The following is a 15645-nucleotide window of genomic DNA, read 5'->3' as shown; positions in this document are numbered from 1 at the left end:
GCCGGTGGCGGTCATCTGGCGGACACGACGCGCCGGCGTCGACTATGAGGTGCGCAGTGCCGGGCGCACCCGCAGGCTCTACACCAACGGTGTGCTGCACACCCAGTACAATCCGCGCCAGGCCCTGACCGGCAGCGTGTGGGACCTGCTGCTGCTGCCGGCCCTGCTGCAGCCGCAGCGCCGCTTCGAACGGGTGCTGGTGCTGGGCGTGGGCGGCGGTGCCGTGATCAACCTGCTGCGCCGTCATGCCCGGTTCGCCGCCGTGACCGGAGTGGAGCTCGATGGCCTGCACCTGCAGCTGGCGCGGCGCTTTTTCGATCTGGACACTGAAGGCGTCGAGCTGGTGCAGGCCGATGCCCGTGACTGGCTGCTGCGATACGAGGGTGAGGCCTTCGACCTGATCATCGACGACCTGTTCATGGAAGTCGACCGGGAACCGGCCCGCGCGGTCAGTGCCACTCCGACCTGGTTGCGGCTGCTCGACTCCCACCTGACCCGTCGCGGGTTGCTGGTGATGAACTTCCCCGGCCGGCGCGACCTGCGCCAGTGCGGATTCACCGCCGCGCCGCGGCTGCGCGCCCGCTACCGTTCGGCGTTCGAATTCACCCATCCGCGGCTGGAAAACGCCGTCGGCGCCTGGCTCAAGTTCTCCGCCAGCAGCTGCGATCTCAGACGCACCCTGAAGACCCTGCCGGAACTGGACCCGGCCCGCAGCCGGTTGGAGTACCGGATCCGGCGGCTGGCGTAGGATGGGTGGAGGCGCATCGCGCCGTAACCCATCATTTTGCCGCGCCGCGATGGGTTGCGCTTCGCTTCACCCATCCTACTGTCTGTATCGGGAAATGACTCAGTGGTACTTCTCGGTGGTGATGTGCCCCGGCTCGCGCTTGCGATGACGCTTCATGCCGCGGCCTTCCAGCAGCTGCTGGGTATCCTGGATCATGTCCGAGTTGCCGCACAGCATCACATGGGCATCATCGGGTTTGAGTTCCAGGCCGATGTGCTTCTCCAGTTCGCCCGATTCCAGCGCGGCCGGGATGCGGACATGGAGCGCGCCGGGGTGTCTGGCGCGGGTGACGATGGGGACGAAATCCAGCTGATCGCCATGCTGTTCCAGCAGTTCGGTGATGGTGTCCTGATAGGCCAGGTCATCGGGCGTGCGCACCGAATGGCACAGCACCAGGCGCTCGAAGCGTGTCCAGGGCTCCTCGGTCTTGAGGATGGACAGGAAGGGGCCAAGCGCGGTGCCGGTGGCCAGCAGCCACAGGTGGCGGTGTTCGGGCAGCTGATCCAGGGTCATCATGCCGTTGACGGCGGAGTTCACCAGAAACTCGTCGCCCTTTTCCAGTTCGGCCAGGCGCGGCGACAGCGGACCCTCGGGAACGATGTTGAAATAGATCTCGTGGGTCGATTCATGCGGGGCATTGACCAGTGAATAGGGGCGGCCGACCCGTTCGCCGTCGATATCCAGTCCGACGCGCACGAACTGCCCGGCCTTGAACGCCGGCAGCGGCGCGTCGAAGCGCAGCGAGTAAAGCTCATCGCTCCACTGGACCTTCTCTCTCAATGTCGCCTTCAGCCAGTCGGCCATTGCACACCTCGCGTTTGTTTCAATGCATCTTTATAGGGGCTGTCCGGCGCGGACTCAACCCTGGAAAGACCGGGTGTTTCCGGCCAATCGCCCATTATACGGGACCGGCGGTTGCTCTGCAGGTGCAGGTCGGACCATGACGTAGGTCGGGTTAGCGCAGCGTAACCCGACATGCCACGGCCGGTGTCGGGTTACGCCTTGCAGGCTACCCCGGCCTGCATTCCTCAGGGCGAGGTTCAGCGGGACTTTCCCTTGATTGCATCCCAGCCCCCGAGGGCGCGTTCGCGCGAGGCCTTCAGGTCGACCAGCGGCCGGGGATAGGTCGCGCCGGGTTCCACGCCGGCTTCGGCGAGCACTGCTGCAGGCGCCTCCCAGGGCCGGGCCAGCCATTTGTCCGGCAGTGCGGCAAGTTCCGGCAGCCAACGGCGCAGATAGCTGCCGTCGGGGTCGAATTTCTGCGCCTGGGTGACAGGATTGAAGATGCGGAAGAAGGGGGCGGCGTCGGCGCCGCAGCCGGCGGTCCACTGCCAGCCCAATGTGTTGTTAGCCAGATCGGCGTCGACCAGGGTATCCCAGAACCAGCGCGCGCCTTCCCGCCAGTGAATGCCCAGATTCTTGGTCAGGAAGGAGGCGACCACCATGCGCACCCGGTTGTGCATCCACCCCGTGTGCCACAGTTCGCGCATGCCGGCGTCGACCAGCGGGATGCCGGTGCGGCCGCGTTGCCAGGCGCGCAGCGAATCGGGGTCATCGCGCCAGGGAAAGGCCTCGAAGCGACTGTCCAGCGGCCGTTCGGGGGTCTCCGGGAAGTGATAGAGCAGGTGGTGTGCGAACTCGCGCCAGGCCAGCTGGCGCAGGTACTGCTCCCCGGCGCCGACCAGGCCGGCGCTGCGCTGCGTGTGCGTGTGCTGGAGTACACGGGCCAGCACCTGGCGCGGTCCCAACTCGCCAAAATGCAGATGCGGCGACAGGCGTGAGGTGCCCTCATCATCGGGCCGGTCGCGCGCGTCCGGGTAGTCCGCCAGGCGTCGTTCCAGCAGGGTCCGCAGCCGGTTCTGCGCCCCGGCCTCGTCCGGCTGCCATGTATCATGCAGGCCGGTGTCCCAGTCGTGTTGCGGCAGCAGCCCGAGTGCCTCGAACTGCAGCGAACGCCCGCGTCGCCGGGGCAGACCGGGCAGCTGTGATGGGGTGCGTTGCGGGGCGAGCGACTCGAGCCGCGGCTGCAGGCTGCGCCAGAAAGGGGTGAACACGCGATAGGGACGGCCCTGCTGATTCAGGTGGTCCCAGGGCTCGATCAGCAGGGCGGCATTGAAGCTGTGGCAGCTGATGCCGCGCTGCTTCAGATCGGTCTTGATGTCGCGGTCGCGCCTGATGGCCGCGGGCTCAAAGCGTCGGTTCCAGTAGACGGCGGTCGCACCGCTGGCCTCGACCAGCTGCTGCAGGCAGGCGGCGGCTTCGCCCTGCATCAGGTGCAGCCGGCTGCCGCGTTCACGCAGTGCCGCATCCAGGGCGGACAGGCTGTGATGCAGCCACCAGCGACTGGCCGCGCCGAGGGCCCAGGGATCGGCATCGGTTTCCAGGATATAGACCGGGATCAGCCGGTCGGCATCGCGGCAGGCGGCGCGCAGCGCCGGATTGTCGGCCAGCCGCAGGTCCTGGCGGAACCAGAGGATGGCCGTGTCAGTGGAGGGTGATGCCGGCATCCCGCAGCACTTCCAGTGCCTCCTGTGCCACTTCGGCCACGCCGGGGTCGCTGTCCTCCAGCCGGGCCCTGAGGTAGGGCACCGCCTCGGGACTGGCGCTCATGCCCAGGTAATGACAGGCATCGTTGCGCACCAGCGCCTGCTCATGGCGCGTGAGTTCGCCCAGGTCCGCCACCCCGGCCTGCAGGGCCTCGCTGCCGGCCAGATCCTCCATCACTGCGCCGATGCCCAACCGGACCTGCAGTTCGGCCTCGGTATCGGCCAGCGGCACCAGCAGGCCCTTCAGTGCCGGCGGGTCGCGGCGGATGTGGTCGACCACCTGCTGGAGCTTGCCCTCCTTGAGCAGTTCCTGGAAATACTCGGCCAGCCCCTCGGTGCTGCCGGCGCGCTCGGCCCATTGCCTGAGTTCGGCCGGCGAGCGCAGGCCTTCGAGTTCGAACGGACCCAGCCGTACCCAGGGTACGGCGCGGATGCCCAGTTCCTCGGCCAGGTCGGGGCGCTGTTCCAGGTTGATCACTTCCAGCCGGCCGATGCGGCCCTGCTTGATCAGTTCGCTCAGGCCCTGCAGTACGGTGGGGCAGTGCGGGCAGCGGCTGCCCAGCACCATCAGGGCGTCGGGTGGGGAGACGGTGTTGTTCATGCGGCTATCCTGGTTGATGTCGGCATAACCCTACACCAGCCGGAAAGATGAGGACAGCCACGACACCACGACATCCATGGGGGAATGGTGGCCAGTGCCGGGGCTTTGCGTCAGACTTGGAACAAAGTGCAACAGGAGGGCAGACATGTTTGGGCTGAAGCGCAAGACCGGGATGCCCGCGCCGGAGGAGGCGCTGCCCGGACGCGAGGCGGCCATGCCGGTGCCCGAGAGGCATTACGTCACCGGCCACCCGCTGGTCCCGCCTTTCCCGGCAGGGATGGAACAGGCCATGTTCGGCATGGGCTGCTTCTGGGGAGCGGAAAAGGGCTTCTGGGAACTGGACGGGGTGTACAGCACCGCCGTGGGCTACGCCGGCGGCTATACGCCCAATCCCACCTACAGGGAGGTATGTTCCGGCATGACCGGGCATAACGAGGTGGTGCGGGTGGTGTTCGATCCGCGCCGCATCGACTATGCGGATCTGCTGCGGGTGTTCTGGGAAGGCCACGATCCCACCCAGGGCATGCGTCAGGGCAACGATGTCGGCACCCAGTACCGTTCCGGCATCTATACCCATGGCGAGGAGCAGCGGCGTCTGGCCGAGGCCTCCCGCGAAACCTATCAGGCCGCGCTGCATGCGCGCGGTCATGGCGAGATCACCACCGAGATCCTGCCGGCGCCGACCTTTTATTACGCCGAGGACTATCACCAGCAGTACCTGGCCAAGAATCCAGGTGGTTACTGCGGCCACGGCGGCACCGGCGTGGCCTGTCCCAGTCCCGCTCAGGTCGGACCGTGACCCGGCTGTACACCCTGGGTCACAGCAACCGCACCCTGGCGGAGTTGCTGGAACTGCTGCAGGCAGCCGGCGTCCGGACCCTGGTGGATGTGCGCGCCCGCCCGCGCTCCGGGCGCTTTCCGCATTTCAATGCCGACAGTCTGGAGCAGGGGCTGGCGGCGCAGGGCAGGGTGTATCGCTGGGCCGGCGGCGAGTTGGGCGGGATGCGCCGGGCACGCAGCGATTCGCCGCATGCCGCACTGGGCGAGGGCATGCGCGGTTATGCCGATCATATGAATACGCCGGCCTTCCGCCGGGCGGCGGCGGAACTGGTGGAACTGGCCGCGCAGGCGCCCACGGCCATCATGTGCGCCGAACGCGATCCGCTGCAGTGCCATCGTTCCCTGATCAGTGATTATTTAATGCATCAGGGCGTGGAGATCTGTCACCTGATCGCGCCGGGCACACAGCGCGGACACCAGCTGCGTCCGGAGGCGCGGCCGACTTCCGCCGGGCTGGTCTATGACCGCCATGCCCAGGGCGAACTGCTGTAATGGTCGATTTCATCGACATCGATCACGACCGCCTGGAGACCGTGGCCAGCTTCACCGATCCGCTGCAGGCGCACATCGCCCGCGGCCGGCTGGAGGCCGAGGGCGTGCCGGCCTATGTGATCCATGAAAACCATGTCTGGGCCGCCTGGTTCCTGTCCAATGCCCTGGGCGGGGTGAAGCTGCAGGTCGTGGAGGCCGATGCCCACCGGGCGCGAGAGATCCTGGCCGCCGATCGCGAAGGCGAGTATGCCGAGACGCTCGACCTGCCGGAAGACGAGGTTGCGCCGCCGGCCTGTCCGCACTGCGGTGCTGCGGATTCGTTCGCCCGGTTTTCCTGGCAGACCCTGCTGCTGGTGATCTTCAGTCTGGGCATCGTGGGCGTGATCTTTCCGCCGCGGCGCGACCTGCGCCAGTGCCGGGTGTGCGGCACCCGCTGGCGGCCGGAGCCGGATTGATCCGGCTCACTGCACCGTGTCGGGACGTTCGGCGTCGCGGCCACGGCGCAGCAGCCGCCAGATCAGGCCGTCGGGGCGATCCTCGCCGGTGAGCAGGTAGTTCAGCACATTGTAGTTCTGCACGCTCAGTTCCAGCTGCCGCCTGGCTTCGCTCACGCCGCACAGCAGCAGCCTGTCCCCGCGTTCGAGCTCGAATTCATCCTCCGGCAGCAGGAAGGTGTCGCCGCCGCGCTTGACCAGCAGGACCACCAGGGCCAGTCCCTGTTCGCAGTCCTGCGGGTCGCGGGTAATGCGGCACAGCGGTACCTGCCGGCCCTGCCCGAGCAGGTCGTGCAGCGCGCCGGCGTGTTCCGCGTCCAGATTCAGGGCCCAGAGTTCCGGGGCCCGGTCGGTGACCACGCCGGAGACGCGCGAGACCAGCAGGTTGGCCCAGTCCTCGTCCTTTTTCCGTGCGATGTCGAGAAAGTCCTGCAGCAGCGGGGTGATGATCCTTGAGAGGATGCCGCGTACGGTGATGGTGCTGGGCTGCATGATGAAATCCGGCGCGAAGGCGCCGAATATGTCGTCGCTGCGGCGTTCGTTCTGCCGGGCCACGGTGAACAGGTCCTCGTTGATATCCTTGGCGGTAATCAGGATGGACAGGTTGTTGCTGTCGTCGTCGGTGGCGGCAATGAGCCCCGCGGCCGACTCGATGCCGGCGGCGATCAGGGTTTCCGCCTCGGTGCCGCGGCCGATGACGGTACCCTCGGGCGGCTCGGTACGTCCGGGGTCGGCCTCGATGATGCGGGTCTCCACGTTCTCGACATCGAGTTCGCTGCGCAGTGCCTTGCCGAAACGGCCATAGCCGCACAGGATCCACTTACCGGGCGGCGGGGTGACGAAGTCCTTCAGCGGCGCATTGTGGATGCTGGTGATCCACTCGTAGATCAGGTACATGCTGGGTGAGTGGAACAGCATGGCGAAGCGGTCGCTGAAGGTCTCGAAGGGATTGATGATGAAGTCGGTGCCGAAGGAGGCCAGGTTGGCGGCCATGTCGCGGGTCTGGACCCGGCTGATCATCTGCTTGTCCGGGCTGAGCAGCTTGCAGGTGATGGCGATGCGCAGGTTGACGCGGTCGTCGTCGGTCACCGCGATCACGCCGCGGCAGTCGGGGTGGCGCAGTCCGGCCGCGGCCAGGGCCTCGGAGTCGCTGGCGTCGGCACGCAGCCCCGGCACGAACATCGGCAGGTCCTGCAGCTGCAGGGCGTCGATCCGTCCGCTGTCGATGTCGAGTACGCTGCAGCCGATGCCGCGTGCGGTCAGTTCCTCGACCAGCAGGGTGCCGGTGTCGTCATAGCCGCAGACGATATAAAAGGGTGTGTACAGCCGCTTGACCCGGCGGCGGAAGCCGCTGAATTCCAGCACCCGGCGAAAGGTGCGGTCCTGGATGATGGTGAGCAGCGAGCCGATCCCATAGAGCCAGCTGATCACCGTCAGATAGATGCTGAGCGTGGCCCAGCCGCGCTGCGCCGGCGTGAAGGCGTAAGGGATCTCGCCGAAACCGATGGTCGAGCCCATGAAGCTGACGAAATAGAAGGCATGGAAGAAATCCATGTGCCAGACGTTGCCGACATCGTCCTGCCCCGGGATCAGCATGAAGCCGAGCACCGAGATGGAATAGGCCGCCATGATGGCGATCAGCGGCCGGCGCATGCGTCGGAAGACCAGAAAGACGATCTGTTCCATGGCTCCGGCCTCAGCGGCGCAGCATCACGGTCTCGACGATCAGTATCACCACGGAGGCGAAGTTGGCCACCAGCGCACCGCCGGACAGCCCCACGATGTCGGCCATGACCTGCGGCGTCAGCCCGACCATGCTCACCTGCTCGGCATACCACCAGACCAGCGTCGCCGCGATGAGCTGCAGGTCGGCCACCAGACTGGTGGCGAGCAGCACCGCGCCGATGTGGGTCCGATCACCGAATTTGAGCACCGTGGCGACCAGGCTGACCACCAGGGCACCGAACAACTCATACTTGTTGTGGTGCAGGGGATTGGATATCTCACCCATGACGAAGCCGAAATTCAGGGTCAGGGCGAGCAGGATGAAGAAGGCGAACACGACTTTTTCGAGGTTCATCACGGTCTCCGGAAAGGGCGGTTAAATTTGTGTGATGCGCCTGAGCTGCCAGGGGTGTCGTCAAATGTATTTGTTTTGTGGCGGATTATCAATTCGTTAGTTATCGCGTTGCGCATGCGGCCGGGCTTGGTTATCGTTACCGGGAGAAAAATAACCAAGCCGGCGGGGGCAAAGCCAGACCGCCGGCGGGCAATGCCCGGGAACGCCCTATGACCATCCACACCGTCCTTGTCGTCGATGACTCGCCCTCGGCCCGCCTGGTGCTGACCAAGCAGCTGCGCAGCCTCGGCTATGAGGTGGAACAGGCCGGCTCCGGCGAGCAGGCGCTGACCGCCATCGCCCGGCAGCACCCCGATGCCGTGTTCATCGATCATGACCTGCGCGGGATCAGCGGCTTCGAGACCGCGTTGGAGATCGCCAGCCGGGCCGCCACGGCCGACATTCCGGTCGTGATGATGACCACCAACCTGTGCGAGGATTTCAGCGCCCGCGCCCGCGCCCACGGCGCGGTGGCGGTCATGGCCAAGGGGCCGGATGCCAGCGGCCTGGCGCAGCTGCTCGACGGGCTGCAGCAGGCTGACCATGTGTCCACGCTGTACGAGACCGGGGGTGGTGTCAGCGGACGTCCGGATTCCGCCACGGTCACCCGCATCGGGGAAGAGCTCAGGCGCGACATCCGTGAGCATCTGCAGCTGGCCGTGACCTCCGCCTGGATCGATGCCGAGCAGGGCGTGATCGAGGATATCCCGCGCCTGGTCCAGCGGCTGCGTCCGGCGGTGGAGCAGGCCCTGGGGGCGATGATCGACGAACTGGTGCAGGAACGCCTGGAACTGCACCTGCGCGGCGTCATGGAGGATTACACCCGCGAACTGACCCGCAGCATGGACGGTGCCTTCGCCCGGCTGCGCCGGGGCGGGGACGACAGACCGCCCCCGTCCCCGGCGACGCGCCTGGCCGGCACCGGCAAGGGACCGTCCGGCCCGGTCTGATCCCCCGTCCGCGCCGACGCCGATCCGGGTTACAATGGCCCCGATGCGGCAACCCCAGCGTGCAACCCCGATGTCCCCTACCCGTCACCTTGCCGTGACCCTGCCGACCCACGGCCACCCGGGAGGCTGAACCATGGCCATCCGCTACGACAGCCCGTTCAAGGGCCGCGGTGCGGGCAGCAACCCCGACAACCGCTTCGAGCAGTACAGCCGCGAGCGCGTCGATGACGGCTGGGACAGCCTGGCACAGACGGAGCAAGCCCCAGGCACCACGCTCGAGGTCGATAGCAGTCGTCGCGTGATCAGTTACAACCAGTCTCCGGACGTGCCCTTCGATCGTTCCATCAATCCCTATCGGGGCTGCGAGCATGGCTGTGTGTACTGTTTCGCCCGCCCCACCCACGCCTGGCTGGGCCTGTCACCGGGGCTGGACTTCGAGACCCGGCTCTACCACAAGCCCGATGCGCCCGAGCAGCTGCGCCGGGAACTGGGCCGACGCGGCTATACGCCCGCACCCATCGCCCTCGGCATCAATACCGATGCCTACCAGCCGGTCGAGCGCCGGCTCGGCCTGACCCGGCGCATCCTGGAGGTGCTGGCCGAGTGCCGGCATCCGCTGACCATCGTCACCAAGTCCGCTTTGATCGAACGGGACCTGGACCTGCTCGCACCGCTGGCCGCCGACAATCTGTGCCGGGTGGCGGTGTCCCTGACCACGCTCGACAGCCGGCTCAGTCGGCGGCTGGAGCCGCGCGCCGCCGCGCCGCACCGGCGGTTGCAGACCATCGCCCGCCTGAGCGCGGCGGGGGTGCCGGTCAGTGTGCTGGTCGCGCCCCTGATCCCGGTTCTGACCGATGCCGAACTGGAGGCCCTGCTGGAGGCGGCGCATGAGGCCGGGGCCTGTGACGCCGGCTATGTGCTGCTGCGGCTGCCGCACGAGGTGAGGGATCTGTTCAGCGACTGGCTGCAGATGCATGAACCCCTGAAGGCGGAGCATGTGCTCAACCGCATCCGCGACTGCCGCGGCGGGCGGGATTACGATGCGGCATTCGGCAGCCGCATGCGCGGCACCGGGATCTTTGCCGACCTGCTCGCGCAGCGGTTCGGAAAGGCGTATCGGCGATTGGACTTTCCCGGCGCGCCGTCGCTGGACTGCAGCCGCTTCCGGCCGCCGCGGGAGGAGACCCCGCAGCTGGGGCTGTTCGACTGATTCGCGGGTCAGGCCGTAGGATGGGTGGAGGCGCTTGTGCCGTAACCCATCGAACACCGCGCGCGATGGGTTGCGCTGCGCTCCACCCATCCTACGGCCTGCGGCCTCCGTTCAACCTAATGTGATGAATACACAGACAGGAGTCATACATGTCCAACCGCATCAGGGTCATCCCCAACGGCCCGCTGATCCTGTACGGCGATATCGAACTGCAGGACGGCCAGGGCAGGGTGCTGGAACGCAGTGCCGAGATCGGCCTGTGCCGCTGCGGACTGTCGCAACGCAAGCCCTGGTGCGACGGCAGCCACAAGCAGTCCGGATTTAGCGATGATGCCTGCTTCGAGGATGATCGCGCGCAGACACCGGATCAGGAACCCGCGCCGCTGACCGTGCAGGCCCGCGCCAATGCCATGTACATCGCCAGCGGCCCCATGACCCTCGAGGGCGCGCAGGGCAGCACCACCACCCGGACCCGGGCCGCCTTGTGCCGCTGCGGGCAGTCCCAGCGCAAGCCCTTCTGCGACGCCAGCCACAAGGCCTGCGGCTTCGAGGCCGACTGAGCCGCGTCCCCGCATGTTTCCACTCAAGGACGACAATCCGGCCGCGTTGCCGCCGATGATCACCGTGGCCCTGATCGCGGCCTGCGTGCTGGTGTTCTTCTGGCAGCTGTCGCTGGGCCAGGCCCAGCAGGCCGCGGTATTCGCGTTCGGCACGGTGCCGGCAGTACTGTTCGGCCTGGCCGAACTGCCGCCGGAACTGCAGCTGATTCCGGCCGAACTGACCCTGGTGACCAGCATGTTCATGCATGGCGGCTGGATGCACATCATCGGCAACATGCTCTACCTGTGGATTTTCGGCAACAATGTCGAGGATGCGATGGGACACGTGCGGTTCATCGTCTTCTACCTGGTCTGCGGACTGGCAGCGGTGCTGGCCCATGCCTTGCCCGGTCCTGAATCCACCGTGCCCATGATCGGGGCCAGCGGGGCCATTTCCGGCGTGCTCGGCGCCTACCTGCTGTTGTATCCGCATGCGCGGGTACTGGTGGCCATTCCCTTCGGTTTCATCATCCAGACCTTCTACCTGCCGGCGGTCGCGGTGCTGGGGCTGTGGTTCGTGATTCAGCTGTTGAACTCGGCCACCACGGCTGTCGAAGGCGGCGGTGTGGCCTGGGGCGCGCACATCGGCGGCTTCGTCGCCGGCATGCTGCTGGTGCCTCTGTTCAAACGCCGCGACGTGCCCCTGTGGCAGCGGCCGGGGCGCTGAAGCGTGCGCGGCTCGCCATTCCGAAGCGACCCGGCGCTGACCCGGCAGCTGATCGAGCGGCTGGGTCGTGTCCATGCCCGCCAGCGGCTGGGTCTGGAACAGGACTACGAGGCGCGGGTGTTCGGTCAGGGCCGCAACTTCTTCCACCTGGAGAACTGGTACTCGGTGCACGGCCTGATCCGCCTGCTGCTGCGGGCCAGCCTGCTGCACGGCCGCGGCCGGCGCAACGCCCGCCGCATCCGGGTCCGGCACAACCGCGTAGCCATCCCTCATCTGCCGCCGGCCTGCGCGGGGCTGCGGCTGCTGCACATCTCCGATCTGCATCTGGATATGGCCGAGGACATGCCGGCGGTGCTGAGCGAGACGGTGCGGGAACTGGACTACGACCTGTGCGTGCTGACGGGGGATTTCCGCGCCCGCACCCACGGCCCCTGCGAGGCGGCCCTGCATGGGCTGGAACGCCTGCGCACACACCTGGCCTCGCCGGTCTATGCCATCCTCGGCAACCATGACAGCATCCGCATGGTGCCGGGGATCGAGGCGCTGGATATTCACCTGCTGCTGAACGAATCGGTACGCTTCGCGCGGGGCGATGACGGTATTTATCTGGTCGGGGTCGACGATCCGCACTACTACCGGGCCGACAATCTGGAGAAGGCCGTGGGCGGGGTGCCCGAGGAGGCGGTCTCCATTCTGCTCGCGCATTCGCCGGAGCTCTACCGCCAGGCCAGCTGTCTCGGCTTCGATCTGATGCTGTGCGGCCACACCCACGGCGGCCAGATCTGCCTGCCCGGGGGGCGGCCGATACTGTGCAACGCCCGTGCCCCGCGTGCCCTGTGCCGCGGCGCCTGGCGCTACAACGGCATGCAGGGCTATACCTCGGCCGGCTCCGGCGCCTGCATCGTCGATGTGCGGCTCAATTGCCCGCCTGAGGTCACGCTCCACACCCTGATGCCGGCGCAGGTCGGAAGCAGTGCGTTGGAGGGGTGAAGGCGTGTAGCGGCGCAATCCATCAGGGGCCTGATCAGTGATGGGTTGTGCTGCGCTCCACCCATCCTGCGTGTCTGACGCCTCACTAATACGGCCGTTTGCGGATGCGCAGCCGGTAGAGCAGTTTCGACAGCAGCAACTCCAGGATCAGGAAGGCCACGACCAGCAGGGTGATGGTCAGCGCATCCAGTTGCAGGTGCTCACCTACCAGCAGCAGCGGCAGCAGGGCCTCGGGAATCTGGTCCAGCCCCAGGGCCTGGCTGCTTGCCGGTCGTCCAAGTCGGCGCTTCACAAAGCTGGACAGGGCGTCGCCGGCCATCGCCCCGAGGGCGAGCAGGCCGCCCAGCCAGGCCGGTTCGCCCAGCATCAGCGCCGCGACCGGGGTGAGGAGCAGGGCGCTGACAACGCCGCGCACGGTCTTGGATCCGCCCAGCAGCCGCTGCTGGTCGGACAACACCAGGCCGCCGTCGAGCGGCCAGTCGAAGCGCCGGCCCAGCAGTCGCTGGGCCAGGATCGGCGCGCCATTGGCCACCATCAGCAACAGCAGCAGAGCGAGGGAGGGGGGCAGGACGGAATCCATGCGGGACGATTGCAGCCTTCGTGGTTAAAGTCTGAGGACACTCTGATTGATTTCTTTTTGCGCATCCCGGCGCAGGCCGGGTTCCAGCGGAATCAGACACATGGATGCCGGTCTCCGCCGGCATGACGGATTAATCAGGACTTTCCTAAATGATTGTATATCAAGTCAAGTTTGTGTTGCCGTGGACGCTATAAAGGCGTAGGGGACGAGAATACAACAGATTCAGGGATGAACAGCCAGCCCATTTCACCGCAGCAACTGGAACGGATCCGGCCTTCCGACCTGCCGGCGCCGCCGCGCGAGGCGCTGCGGGTGGTACAGGCCTGCACCGATCCGGCCATCGACAACCCGCAGTTGGCCGAGTTGATCGAGCGTCTGCCCAAGCTCAGTGCCGAACTGCTGCGCCTGTCCAACTCCTCCTTCTTCGCCCTGCGCAGCCAGGTCAGGAGCATTGCCCATGCCGTATCCCTGCTGGGGCATCGCAACCTGCGCAATCTGTCCCTGTGTCTGGCCATGCGCGATGCGGTGGCCGCGGACGCGATGCCCGGCTTCGATCTGGAGGCCTTCTGGGAGGACGCACTGCGCCGTGGCGTGGCGGCCCGATTGCTGGCAGGCGAGGTCGGACTGGACGGCGACGAGGCCTTCACCGTCGGACTGCTGCAGGATTTCGGGCTGCTGATCGGATTCTACCTGCGTCCCGATCGCAGCCACGAATGGACCTGCCTGCGCCCGCTTGATCCCGAGGCGCGCCTGCAGGCAGAGCGTACCCTGTTCGGTATGACCCACACCCAACTCGGGCAGACCCTGGCGCGGCAGTGGGGATTGCCTGAAGAGTTGAACGAAGTCATCGGCCTGCATCACGCGCCGGTGCTGACGGAACTGGAACCGCATGTGCAGTCGCTGTGCCGGCTGGCGCGCAGCGCCGACTGGCTGGCGGCTGTCTATACCGCAGACGACAGCCGCGGCGTCATCCACCGCTGCCGCGAGTTGCTGCACGGCGACTGGGGCCTGGAGTCCGCCGTCACCGATGCATTGCTCGATCACATCAACCAGGCCATGGCCGAGGCCGCCCAGGCCCTGAACCTGCCGATTGCGCACCAGACCGGCCTGGACGAGGTCATGCGCGCGGCCAACCTGCGCCTGGCCGAGGACAATCTCAGCTTCCAGGAAATGACCCTGGAACTGGAACGCGCTCTGGATGAGCGCAACCACATGGCCCATGAACTGGAGCGGGAACTGACCCTGGCCCGCGAAGTGCAGTGCAGCCTGATGCCCCGGCGCGAGGTGCCGCGGGGTCGGGTTATCGGCGTCAATCATTCCGCCCGCCGGTTATCCGGCGATTTCTATGACTATTTCCCGACGCGTAATGACCAGATCTGGTTCGCCATCGCCGATGTTTCCGGCAAGGGCATGAACGCCGCCCTGCTCATGGCCAAGGCCAGCAGCCTGTTCCACTGCCTGGGCAAGGTGCTGGTGGATCCCTCCATGCTGCTGGCTACCCTCAACCGCGAGATTGCCGAAAGTGCCATCCGCGGCATGTTCGTGACCATGGTCATCGGTATCTACGATGTTCACAGCGGCCGGGGAAAACTGGCCAATGCCGGGCATCTGCCGGCGTTGCAGGCCGGGCCGGACGGGGCGATACGGGAATTCCCGGCCCTGGCGCCGCCGCTGGGCATACTGCCCGAGGGAAGGTTCCCCGCCGTGGAGTTCGACCTCACTGCCGGTGAGTTGTACCTGTTCACCGACGGCCTGATCGAGGCCGAGGTCCAGGGGGCGCCGCTGGAACTGGAGGGGCTGGCCGGGCTGATCCGGCGCGAGCGTCATCTGGAACTGGAACAGCGTTTGCATCGGATCATGGACGCGGTTATCCCCGCCAGCGGCAGTCCACGTGACGACCTGACCCTGCTGGCCGTGGATTTGACGACATCAGAATGAAACAGGCAACGCGATTGCTGCGGATCGAGTTCGATGCCCTGCCGGAGCGGCTGCAGCTGCTGCGCAGCCTGCTGCGCGAACTGGCGGCGGGCGCCGGTTTCACCCCGGAGCAGCGGGATGCCGTGGTGCTGGCGGTCAACGAGGCCTGCGCCAATGTCATCCAGCACGCCTATGCCGGGCGCGACCCCGGGCCGGTGGTGCTGGAGGCCTATGCACTGGAGGCCGGGCTGGCGTTCGAACTGATCGACTGGGGCCAGGGCGTGGCGCGCGGGCAGTTGCGGCCGCGGCCGCTGGAACAGCTGCGCCCGGGAGGGCTGGGGATGCACTTCATGCAGAGCATCCTGGACGGCATGGAGTACTCGCCCTCGCCCGAGGGCAACCGCATGCGCATGCGGGTCTACAGGGAGTCAGGACAGGGACGATGACACACGCCGAGGTGAATCTGGACCGGGGCTACGCCGTGGTCGCGCTGCAGGGCGAGATCGATCTGTACAGTTCGCCGCAGGCGCGCGAGCTGATCCTCGGCTGCCTGGAGGAGGGCCGACCCACCCTGGTGGATCTGTCCGCAGTGAGTTACATCGACAGTTCCGGCGTGGCCAGCCTGGTCGAAGGGCTGCAGAAGGCGCGTGAGGGCGGGCTGGCCTTTGCCCTGGTCGGCGTCAGCGAGGCGGCCATGAAGGTGCTGCAGCTGGCGCGGCTGGATACGGTGTTCGACGTCTATTCCGGCATCGATGCCTGTCCGGCGGTTTAGAAAGCATTATGGAGACAGATCTGATCAGCGAACTAATACCCGTCATTCCGGCGCAGGCCGGAATCCAGTCCCATAGATCGG

The 15645-nt window shown here is 66.6% G+C and carries 18 protein-coding genes; 12 read left to right on the top strand and 6 right to left on the bottom strand.

All coding sequences use genetic code 11. The annotated features are described in order from the left end of the window. Positions 1 to 4: 4 nt before the first annotated feature. Entirely contained in the window at positions 5 to 748 is a 744-nt protein-coding gene (locus COW1_RS06230) for a spermidine synthase (RefSeq protein WP_201345733.1), read from the top strand. Positions 749 to 847: 99 nt separating this feature from the next. Here COW1_RS06230 and COW1_RS06225 read toward each other — a convergent pair whose 3' ends face one another. From COW1_RS06225 to COW1_RS06215, 3 genes are all read right to left on the bottom strand, one after another. Next, the gene (locus COW1_RS06225) at positions 848 to 1591 is read right to left on the bottom strand and encodes a ferredoxin--NADP reductase (protein WP_201345732.1); all 744 of its coding nucleotides are present in this window, start codon (positions 1589 to 1591) and stop codon (positions 848 to 850) included. A gap of 236 nt (positions 1592 to 1827) precedes the next feature. Then, on the bottom strand, positions 1828 to 3294 hold the full coding sequence (locus tag COW1_RS06220; protein WP_201345731.1) for a deoxyribodipyrimidine photo-lyase: 1467 nt from the start codon (positions 3292 to 3294) through the stop codon (positions 1828 to 1830). Next, a complete protein-coding gene (locus COW1_RS06215; RefSeq protein WP_201345730.1) occupies positions 3272 to 3934 on the bottom strand; it encodes a HEAT repeat domain-containing protein in 663 nt (220 codons plus the stop codon). Before COW1_RS06215 ends, COW1_RS06220 begins: the two co-directional genes overlap by 23 nt. 145 nt (positions 3935 to 4079) lie before the next feature. Between COW1_RS06215 and msrA the strand changes: the two genes are divergently transcribed. From msrA to COW1_RS06200, 3 genes are read left to right on the top strand one after another with little or no spacing between them, the layout of a single operon-like run. Further along, entirely contained in the window at positions 4080 to 4733 is a 654-nt protein-coding gene (gene msrA, locus COW1_RS06210; protein ID WP_201345729.1) for a peptide-methionine (S)-S-oxide reductase MsrA, read from the top strand. Beyond that, the gene (locus tag COW1_RS06205) at positions 4730 to 5266 is read left to right on the top strand and encodes a DUF488 family protein (RefSeq protein ID WP_201345728.1); all 537 of its coding nucleotides are present in this window, start codon (positions 4730 to 4732) and stop codon (positions 5264 to 5266) included. Before msrA ends, COW1_RS06205 begins: the two co-directional genes overlap by 4 nt. Further along, positions 5266 to 5721, top strand: coding sequence for a DUF2007 domain-containing protein (locus COW1_RS06200; protein ID WP_201345727.1), 456 nt, complete (start codon positions 5266 to 5268; stop codon positions 5719 to 5721). The genes COW1_RS06205 and COW1_RS06200 overlap by 1 nt, the downstream gene beginning before the upstream one ends. A 6-nt stretch (positions 5722 to 5727) precedes the next feature. Here COW1_RS06200 and COW1_RS06195 read toward each other — a convergent pair whose 3' ends face one another. Next, positions 5728 to 7446: a TrkA family potassium uptake protein gene (locus COW1_RS06195; RefSeq protein WP_201345726.1), complete on the bottom strand. Its 1719-nt coding sequence runs from the start codon at positions 7444 to 7446 to the stop codon at positions 5728 to 5730. A 10-nt stretch (positions 7447 to 7456) separates the two neighbouring features. Beyond that, entirely contained in the window at positions 7457 to 7840 is a 384-nt protein-coding gene (locus COW1_RS06190; protein WP_096365976.1) for a DUF6394 family protein, read from the bottom strand. A 209-nt stretch (positions 7841 to 8049) separates the two neighbouring features. Between COW1_RS06190 and COW1_RS06185 the strand changes: the two genes are divergently transcribed. The 5 genes from COW1_RS06185 to COW1_RS06165 all read left to right on the top strand — a co-directional run bounded on the left by COW1_RS06185 (position 8050) and on the right by COW1_RS06165 (position 12295). After that, complete coding sequence (locus tag COW1_RS06185; RefSeq protein ID WP_201345725.1) at positions 8050 to 8829, top strand: response regulator; 780 nt, start codon at positions 8050 to 8052, stop codon at positions 8827 to 8829. A 133-nt stretch (positions 8830 to 8962) separates the two neighbouring features. Next, a complete protein-coding gene (locus tag COW1_RS06180; RefSeq protein WP_201345724.1) occupies positions 8963 to 10039 on the top strand; it encodes a PA0069 family radical SAM protein in 1077 nt (358 codons plus the stop codon). Between the two features lie 149 nt (positions 10040 to 10188). After that, on the top strand, positions 10189 to 10599 hold the full coding sequence (locus COW1_RS06175) for a CDGSH iron-sulfur domain-containing protein (protein ID WP_096365979.1): 411 nt from the start codon (positions 10189 to 10191) through the stop codon (positions 10597 to 10599). 13 nt (positions 10600 to 10612) lie between these two features. Continuing rightward, positions 10613 to 11305: a rhomboid family intramembrane serine protease gene (locus COW1_RS06170; RefSeq protein WP_201345723.1), complete on the top strand. Its 693-nt coding sequence runs from the start codon at positions 10613 to 10615 to the stop codon at positions 11303 to 11305. Positions 11306 to 11308: 3 nt separating this feature from the next. Beyond that, complete coding sequence (locus tag COW1_RS06165; protein WP_201345722.1) at positions 11309 to 12295, top strand: metallophosphoesterase; 987 nt, start codon at positions 11309 to 11311, stop codon at positions 12293 to 12295. Between the two features lie 85 nt (positions 12296 to 12380). Here the strand turns inward: COW1_RS06165 and COW1_RS06160 are convergent, their stop codons facing one another. Then, positions 12381 to 12875, bottom strand: a complete 495-nt coding sequence (locus tag COW1_RS06160; RefSeq protein WP_197703025.1) for a CDP-archaeol synthase — start codon at positions 12873 to 12875, stop codon at positions 12381 to 12383. A 228-nt stretch (positions 12876 to 13103) separates the two neighbouring features. On the opposite strand from COW1_RS06160, the gene COW1_RS06155 reads away from it, so the two are divergent. Genes COW1_RS06155 through COW1_RS06145 form a run of 3 tightly spaced genes read left to right on the top strand, consistent with a single transcriptional unit; the run spans position 13104 to position 15564 of the window. Then, on the top strand, positions 13104 to 14813 hold the full coding sequence (locus COW1_RS06155) for an HDOD domain-containing protein (protein WP_201345721.1): 1710 nt from the start codon (positions 13104 to 13106) through the stop codon (positions 14811 to 14813). Continuing rightward, entirely contained in the window at positions 14810 to 15238 is a 429-nt protein-coding gene (locus COW1_RS06150; protein ID WP_201345720.1) for an ATP-binding protein, read from the top strand. Before COW1_RS06155 ends, COW1_RS06150 begins: the two co-directional genes overlap by 4 nt. Further along, positions 15235 to 15564, top strand: a complete 330-nt coding sequence (locus tag COW1_RS06145; RefSeq protein WP_201345719.1) for an STAS domain-containing protein — start codon at positions 15235 to 15237, stop codon at positions 15562 to 15564. The genes COW1_RS06150 and COW1_RS06145 overlap by 4 nt, the downstream gene beginning before the upstream one ends. The last annotated feature ends 81 nt before the right edge of the window (positions 15565 to 15645 follow it).

The organism is Thiohalobacter sp. COW1 (assembly GCF_016629505.1).
Classification (GTDB): Bacteria; Pseudomonadota; Gammaproteobacteria; order Thiohalobacterales; family Thiohalobacteraceae; genus Thiohalobacter; species Thiohalobacter thiocyanaticus_A.
The sequence above is the reverse complement of the archived record's forward strand: the minus strand, read 5'-3'. Positions and strand labels throughout refer to the sequence as shown.